This window comes from Candidatus Omnitrophota bacterium (assembly GCA_041650805.1).
Lineage (GTDB): Bacteria > Omnitrophota > Gorgyraeia > 2-01-FULL-45-10 > 2-01-FULL-45-10 > JBAZKM01.
On sequence record JBAZKM010000003.1, the window covers coordinates 177,759 to 185,581 of the forward strand.

Annotated in this window: 8 protein-coding genes; all 8 read left to right on the plus strand. The window is 53.6% G+C overall.

Annotated features, from left to right (window positions below; translation table 11 throughout):
* Nucleotides 1-3 precede the first annotated feature (3 nt).
* A complete protein-coding gene (locus WC515_03305) occupies nt 4-1,275 on the plus strand; it encodes a pitrilysin family protein (GenBank protein ID MFA5146391.1) in 1,272 nt (423 codons plus the stop codon).
* Complete coding sequence (locus WC515_03310) at nt 1,272-1,991, plus strand: site-2 protease family protein (GenBank protein MFA5146392.1); 720 nt, start codon at nt 1,272-1,274, stop codon at nt 1,989-1,991. Before WC515_03305 ends, WC515_03310 begins: the two co-directional genes overlap by 4 nt.
* A 15-nt stretch (nt 1,992-2,006) precedes the next feature.
* The gene (gene rpe / locus WC515_03315) at nt 2,007-2,648 is read left to right on the plus strand and encodes a ribulose-phosphate 3-epimerase (protein MFA5146393.1); all 642 of its coding nucleotides are present in this window, start codon (nt 2,007-2,009) and stop codon (nt 2,646-2,648) included.
* Nucleotide 2,649: 1 nt separating this feature from the next.
* On the plus strand, nt 2,650-4,062 hold the full coding sequence (locus WC515_03320) for a phosphoglucomutase/phosphomannomutase family protein (protein MFA5146394.1): 1,413 nt from the start codon (nt 2,650-2,652) through the stop codon (nt 4,060-4,062).
* 19 nt (nt 4,063-4,081) lie between these two features.
* On the plus strand, nt 4,082-5,875 hold the full coding sequence (gene lepA, locus WC515_03325; GenBank protein ID MFA5146395.1) for a translation elongation factor 4: 1,794 nt from the start codon (nt 4,082-4,084) through the stop codon (nt 5,873-5,875).
* Between the two features lie 69 nt (nt 5,876-5,944).
* On the plus strand, nt 5,945-6,523 hold the full coding sequence (lepB, locus tag WC515_03330) for a signal peptidase I (GenBank protein ID MFA5146396.1): 579 nt from the start codon (nt 5,945-5,947) through the stop codon (nt 6,521-6,523).
* Nucleotides 6,520-7,092, plus strand: a complete 573-nt coding sequence (locus WC515_03335) for a CDP-alcohol phosphatidyltransferase family protein (GenBank protein MFA5146397.1) — start codon at nt 6,520-6,522, stop codon at nt 7,090-7,092. The genes lepB and WC515_03335 overlap by 4 nt, the downstream gene beginning before the upstream one ends.
* Before the next feature lie 2 nt (nt 7,093-7,094).
* Nucleotides 7,095-7,727 (plus strand): glycerol-3-phosphate 1-O-acyltransferase PlsY, encoded by a 633-nt coding sequence (gene plsY / locus WC515_03340; protein MFA5146398.1) that lies wholly within the window; start codon nt 7,095-7,097, stop codon nt 7,725-7,727.
* The last annotated feature ends 96 nt before the right edge of the window (nt 7,728-7,823 follow it).

The window sequence follows — 7,823 nt, forward strand, 5'->3', positions numbered from 1 at the left end:
ACGATGCATAAACTGGATACGTTACCGAACGGGCTGGGGATAGCGGTGAAGCCGATGGAGCATATGGAGTCGGTCGCTATCGGGATATGGATAAAGGCGGGCGGCCGTTACGAAGATGAAAAGAACAACGGTATAAGCCATCTACTTGAACATCTCCTCTTTAAGGGCACGAAGACGCGCGATATGAAGAAGATAAAAGAGGAGATCGAGGGCCGCGGCGGAAGTTTCAACGGTTTTACGGCCGAAGAGTTCACCTGTTATCTCGTCAAGGTACTTGCCAAGGATGCCGGTCTCGGGATAGACATATTGAGCGACATGGTGCTTAACCCGCGGCTCGACGAGGAAGAGGTCGAGAAGGAGAAGGGCGTAGTGGCGGAAGAGATAAATATGTATAAGGATATGCCGGCCCACCATGTCCATGAGATACTGACAGAGATGTTGTGGCCGGGCGAACCTCTGGGGCTTCCTCTTGCCGGCACCGCGGAATCGGTGAATTCTCTGACGAGGAAAAAGATCGTCTCTTATAAAGAGCTATATTATAATCCCAAAAATATGCTGATAGTCAGCACCGGCCGTATAGGTGAAGCCGAGATGCTCGAGCTTGCCCGGGAACATCTGGGGTCCCCCGCGGGCGCCGGTAAGGACGCCCCGGGTTTCGAAAAGGCCAGGGACCGCAGACCGAAGCGCACGGTGCGCATCGATCCCAAGAAGACGGAGCAGGTGCACATCGCCATAGGGCTCCATGCGATGAACCGCTTCCACCCGGACAAGCATATCCTGTCGACGCTCAATATACTCCTGGGGGCCAATATGTCTTCGCGCCTCTTCCATATCGTGAGGGACGAGATGGCGCTCTGCTATGAGATATCTTCCAGCGCGCGGTTATATCATGACGCAGGTGCGCTTGTCATAAGCGCGGGCGTGGACGAACGGAAGCTTAAGAAGTGCCTCGAGGTGATCCTGAGAGAACTGGGGCGGCTCAAGAAGGAGAGCGTCTCCGCGGAAGAATTGAAGAGGGCAAAGGAATATTACAAGGGGCAGCTCCTCTTTGCGCTCGAGGATACCATGAGTTACATGCTGTGGCTTGGCGAAAAGATGACGACCGGAGAGCGGGAGTTCAGCGTAAAGAAGATACTGGACAGGATAGATAGTGTCACCCGGGATGACATCAGGAGGGTATCCGGCGATATATTTAAAGAGGACAATCTTAACCTGGCCGTCATAGGGCCGGTCAAAGACAAGAAAGGCCCCGGAGAGGTGCTTCACCTGGAATGAAAGGCTCTATACGTCTTTTTAAGGTATTCGATATCTCAATAAACATCCACATCACGTTTATCCTGCTTCTGGCGCTATTCCTTACGGGCGGTGTAAGGTGGCTTGTCCTCATGATAGGTGTCTTCTTCTTCGTCACACTGCATGAGCTGTGCCATTCGCTCGTAGCAAAGCATTTCGGCATAACGGTCCGTGAGATAACGCTCCTTCCGATAGGCGGGGTAGCGTCTATGGCGAAGATGCCGAAGAGACCGTACCAGGAATTCCTGATATCGATAGCCGGTCCGGCGTTCAATATACTGGTAGTCGCGGCCCTTTATATTCCCCTGAATTATATCCTGGGCCCGGAGGTCTTATTCCATCCTCTTTCGACGGCGACCTGGCCGCTTACCGCGGCCTATCTTTACTGGATAAACCTCATCCTGGCCCTCTTCAACCTGATACCGGCGTTCCCCATGGACGGGGGGAGGATATTGCGTTCGCTCCTGGCCCGGAAGATAGGCTACAGGAAGGCGACGAAGTTTGCCGTGAACCTGGGCCATATCTTCGCCCTCTTCTTTGCATACTTTGGCGTGGTGCGCTTCAACCTCATGCTGGTCGCCATAGCGCTCTTCATCTATATGGCCGCATCTACCGAAGAGGCGCAGCTCGATATCAGGACGATGCTGGAAAAAGACAGGGATGACAATACATTACCGCATGATCCACATAAGATGTGAAAGAGAGGTAAGACGATGAACAGGATACTGATAGCTCCGAGCATACTTTCGGCGGACTTCTCCAAACTGGGCCAGGAGATAAAAGACGTCGAAAAGGGCGGCGCCGACTGGATACACGTCGACGTGATGGACGGCCACTTCGTCCCCAATATCACCATGGGGCCGCTCGTGGTCAGGTCGGTGAGGCCCGTGACTAAACTGCCGATCGATGTCCATCTCATGATAAAGAACCCGGAGAGATATATCGAGAGTTTTGCCAAGGCAGGAAGTGATATCATAACCTTCCATATAGAAGCGGAAGGGGACCCTAGAGAGATCATACGCCTCATAAGGTATTATAAGAAGAAGGCCGGGGTCTCCATACGCCCTAAGACGGACCTGGGGCCAATAAAGGCCATACTGGCAATGGTGGATATGGTCCTTGTTATGACGGTGGAGCCGGGATTCGCGGGGCAGGAGTTCATGCCCGGATGCGCGGATAAGATAGCCGAACTGAGGAAGATGTTCAGGAAGGATATAGAGGTCGACGGCGGCATAAATGAGATGACCGCTAAAGAAGTGGTCGCGAAAGGGGCTAACGTGCTGGTGGCGGGTTCTTCCGTATTCGGCACTAAGGATTACGCCTCGGCTATAAGGAAACTTAGAGGAGGGATCTAGCGTGGGTGCTATAAAATTCGGGACGGACGGCTGGAGGGCCGTGATAAGCGAGGACTTCACCTTTGACAACGTTAAGAAGGTCGCTCAGACGATCGCTCAATACACCAAAGGGAAGGAGTTCAAAGGCCGGCGGGGCGTGGTGGTGGGATATGACACGAGGTTCCTGTCGGATAAATACGCGGAATTGGTCGCATGCGTCCTCGCGGCGAACGGCATAAAGACGATACTCACTTCGAAGGCGACGCCTACCCCTTCGATAAGTTACGCCATAAAGGACAGGAACCTTACCGGCGGCGTGGTCATCACCGCCAGCCACAATCCTGCCCGGTATAACGGCATAAAGTATAAGGCATTCTACTCCGGTTCCGCCGGCCCGGAGATCACGAAGGCGCTCGAAGGCCATCTCGGCACGCCCGTGAATTATATGACCCTCGGCGAAGCTAAGGATAAAGGTCTTGTGGAAGTGGCGGATATTATCCCGCGCCATCTTGATTTTGTGAAGAGATATGTGGACCTGCCGCTCCTGAAGAGATCCTCTCTCAAAATACTGGTCGACTCCATGTACGGCGCGGGGGACGGTTATATACAGGACCTCCTGAAAGGCGGGAGGTGCAGGGTAGATACCATACATAATGAATACAATCCGGGGTTCGGCGGCATAAACCCCGAACCGATCATGCCGAACCTGAAAGAACTCGCCGATAAGACGAAAAGATCAAAGTACGATATCGGCGTAGCGACAGACGGGGACGCGGACCGCCTGGGCATCTCCGGGCCGGACGGCAAGCTCCTCACCGGGCACAAGGTGATGTCGCTCCTTCTCCTGCATCTCTTCGAGGACAGGAAGATGCGCGGAGATGTGATACAGACGATATGCGGGACGGTCCTGATCAACAAGATATGCAAGAAATACAGGATAAAGATGCACGAGACGCCCGTCGGGTTCAAGTACATATGCGATATCATGCGGAAAGAGGACGCCCTAATAGGGGGCGAGGAGACGGGCGGCGTGGCGTTCAAGGGTTACATACCCGAAAGGGACGGCATCCTTTCGGGCCTGCTTATCCTGGAGATGATGGTGATGAGGAAGAAGAAACTGCCGGAGATATTGAGGGCCATCGATAAGGAGTACGGTACGTATGAATACCGCCGCCTCGATGCCAAATATCCGGACGAGAAGAAACCGAAGCTGATGGAATTTCTGAAAGAGAACCCGCTTAAAGAGGTGGCCGGTAAGAAGGTCGTGCAGGTGAAAGATACGGACGGGTACAAATTCATCTGTGAGGACGAGTCGTGGCTAATGCTGCGCCTATCCGGCACGGAGCCGATACTCAGGATATACTCCGAGGCGTCGAGCGGGACGAAGGCGTTGAAGATACTCGAATTCGGGAAGAAAGTGGCATACAGTATATAGGGCCAAGGGTCAAGAAAATATGGATAAGAGTTTAATACGAAATTTTTCTATCATCGCGCATATAGACCACGGGAAGTCGACGCTCGCGGACAGGATCCTCCAATTTACCGGAGCGATAAGCGAGCGGGAATTCCACGACCAGGTCCTCGACGACATGGACCTCGAGAGAGAGCGCGGCATAACGATAAAGGCGAGCGCGGTGCGCATACCGTACAAGGCGAAGGACGGCACCACTTATGAGCTTAACCTTATAGATACGCCCGGCCACGTCGACTTCACCTATGAGGTATCTAAATCGATAGCCGCCTGCGAAGGGGCGCTCCTGGTCGTCGACGCCGCCCAGGGGGTCGAGGCGCAGACGGTGGCGAACCTCTATCTGGCGATGGAGCACAATCTCGTCATCATACCGGTCATAAACAAAATAGACCTCGCCAATGCGCAGATCGACAGGGTGAGTCACGAGATATCCGACATACTCGGGCTCGACAAAGACGAGATAATACTGGCCAGTGCAAAGCTCGGAAAAGGCACCGGTGATATACTGGAGGCGATCGTAAAGAGGATCCCTCCGCCGAAAGGCGAAAAGACGAACCCCCTGCAGGCGCTCGTCTTCGATTCGAGGTTCGATACCTATAAGGGAGTGGTCATACTGTTAAGGATAGTGAATGGGGTCCTGAGGAAGGGCATGAAGATACTGATGATGTCCCATAAGACCGTGCACGAGATACAGGAGATAGGCGTCTTCTCGCCGAAGGCCGAGACGATCGATGAACTGTCCTGCGGAGAGGTCGGCTACATAACCTGTAATATAAGGGATGCGCGCGATGTCGCCGTCGGCGACACCGTTACCGATCTTGACAACCAGGCCCACGCGCCGCTCCCCGGATATAAGAAGGTGCAGCCGATGGTCTTCAGCGGGATATACCCCGCCAATTCCGCCGACTTTCCGGCGCTCAAAGAAGCGATCGAGAAACTGCGGCTTTCCGACGCGTCATTCGTATACGAACCGGAGAAGTCGGTATCGCTCGGGATGGGGTTCAGGTGCGGCTTCCTGGGGCTTCTCCATATGGAGATCGTGGAAGAACGGCTGGAGCGCGAGTTCGACCTGAACCTCGTAGTCACAACGCCGAGCGTAATATACAAGATAACGAAGAAGGACGGCGAAGTGATAGATATCGACAATCCAATGAAACTGCCGAATTCCTCGGAGATAGAAGAGGTGACGGAGCCGTACGTGCGCGCCTATATAATAACCCCCAAGGAATCGATGGGCAATATGCTTGAACTTGCCGAATCGAGGCGCGGCTCATATGTCTCCACCGAATACCTTGACGAAACGCGCGTCCAGATAGTGTATGACCTGCCCCTCTCCGAGGTCATCATCGATTTTTATGACAGGATAAAATCGATCACGCGCGGTTACGGATCGCTCGATTATGAGCTACTCGACTACCGCACGACCAGCATAGTCAAGCTGGATATACTGATAAACGGGGACCCGTACGACGCCTTCTCCTCGATCGTATATAAGGATAAGGCATACGCGAAGGGGAGGGCCGTCATAGAGACCCTTAAAGAGAATATACCGCGCCACCTCTTCCAGATAGTCCTGCAGGCCGCGGTCGGCGGCCAGGTCATGGCCCGCGAGACGATAAAGGCGGTGGGGAAGAACGTCACGGCCAAGTGCTACGGCGGCGACATCACAAGGAAGCGTAAGCTCTGGGAGAAGCAGAAAGAAGGGAAGAAGAAGATGAAGCAGTTCGGAAAGGTCGAGATCCCGCAGGAGGCGTTCATCGCCGCATTGAAGGCGTAAGTTATCCACAGGGTGGGGGACGTTTAAACGTCCCCCACCAGGATGGGGAGATACGAAGAAAGGAAAAAGATGGAACCAAAAGTCAAGTCCCAGGTCAGGGAGTGGACGGAGTCGATAATAATAGCCGTTGTGCTTGCCCTCATAATAAGGACGTTCCTTATACAGGCGTTCAAGATACCGTCGGGCTCGATGATACCCACCCTGGAGGTCGGTGACAGGATATTCGTCAGCAAGGTAGTGTACGGGCCTAAGATACCGTTCACCGACATGCGGATCCCCGGTTTCGCGAAGCCGGCCCGCGGCGATATCATCGTCTTCGTCTCGCCGGAAGCCCCGAAAAAGGATTTTGTCAAACGGCTCATCGCGCTATCGGGCGAGAAGGTGGAGATAAAGGATAGCATGATATATATCGACGGAAATCCCGTAAAGAGCCCGCCGTCGCTGGCGGCGGTTTCGTACTATAACAGGGGCGATTACGGCAAAGAGGGTGACAGGATAGAGGTGCCGGAAGATTCATATTATGTCCTGGGGGACAATAGCGCAAGTTCCCGCGACTCGCGGTACTGGGGGTTCGTCCCCGCAAAGAATGTCATAGGGAAGGCGGTCTGTATCTACTGGCCCCTTAACCGGATAAGGATACTGAGATGACGGAAAAGAAGCAGGGGATAAACCTTGCCAACAAGATATCGATAGCGCGCATAATACTCATCCCGTTCTTCATAGCGGCCGTCGCCTATTCCCGCATGGATATAGCGCTCCTCTTCTTCGCTATTGCCATGATATCCGACGGTGTGGACGGTTTCATAGCCAGGGCGCTCCATCAGAAGACGGAGCTCGGCACCATCCTGGACCCCGTGGCGGATAAGCTCTTATTGACGAGCGCGTTCATATGTCTTTCGATAGTCAAGACGATACCGCCGGAGATACGGCTCCCCCCTTACGTGCCTATAATAGTCATCTCCCGGGATGTAATTATCATCCTCGGCTCTGTCATGGTATATATGCTTAAGGGGGACCTCAAAGTGGGGCCGAGCGCGGTCGGGAAGGTCACCACGTTCTTCCAGATGATGACCGTTGTGAGCGTCCTCCTACGGTTCGAATATTCCATCTTTGTGTGGAACGTCGCGATAGCGCTCACCGTGATATCCGGTATAGATTATATCGTCAAGGGGAGCCGCCTGCTGGGTGATAATCACGTAGTCACGAAGAAGGAGTGACCATGGCCCCATTCATAGCTATGCCGCTCGCCATAATAGCGGCCTACCTGATCGGCTCTATACCGGCGAGCTTCATCCTGGCAAAGGCCGTCAAGGGGGTGGACATACGGGACCACGGTTCGGGGAACGTCGGGGCGACCAACGTCCTGCGGGTTGCCGGGAAGGTGCCGGCGGTCATAGCGCTCATCCTGGATATATTGAAGGGGGTCATATCGGTCACCGTCATAGCCGGATATTCCTACCAGTTTCTCCCGGATGTCGAGTATGACTTCTACAGGCCGCTCCTGGGGTTCGTTACGATATGCGGCCATGTCTGGCCCGTATTCCTTAACTTCAAGGGAGGGAAAGGGGTGGCGACTACCCTGGGGGTTGTGGCGGTCATAGCGCCTCTCCCGTTTTTGCTTTCAGGCCTGGTGTGGCTTGCGGTATTCGTCCTCACCAGCTACGTTTCGCTCGCCTCTATCGTCCTTGATATATTTCTGCCCGTCTTCGCCGTGCTCCTGAACGAGTCGATCTATACGGTACTCTTCTTCATCCTCATAGCCGCCTTATCGATATACAAACACTCCGGCAACATAAAGCGCCTCGTCAGAGGCCAGGAATCGAAGACCCTCCTATCTCGCAGCAAGAAGTGATAACTCCACAGATAATCGTTAGGTTATAAAAAACCTAGAAACATCGCTTTGACATATATAAATTAGGTGATATACTTTATGGTAATTTGTTAAAAT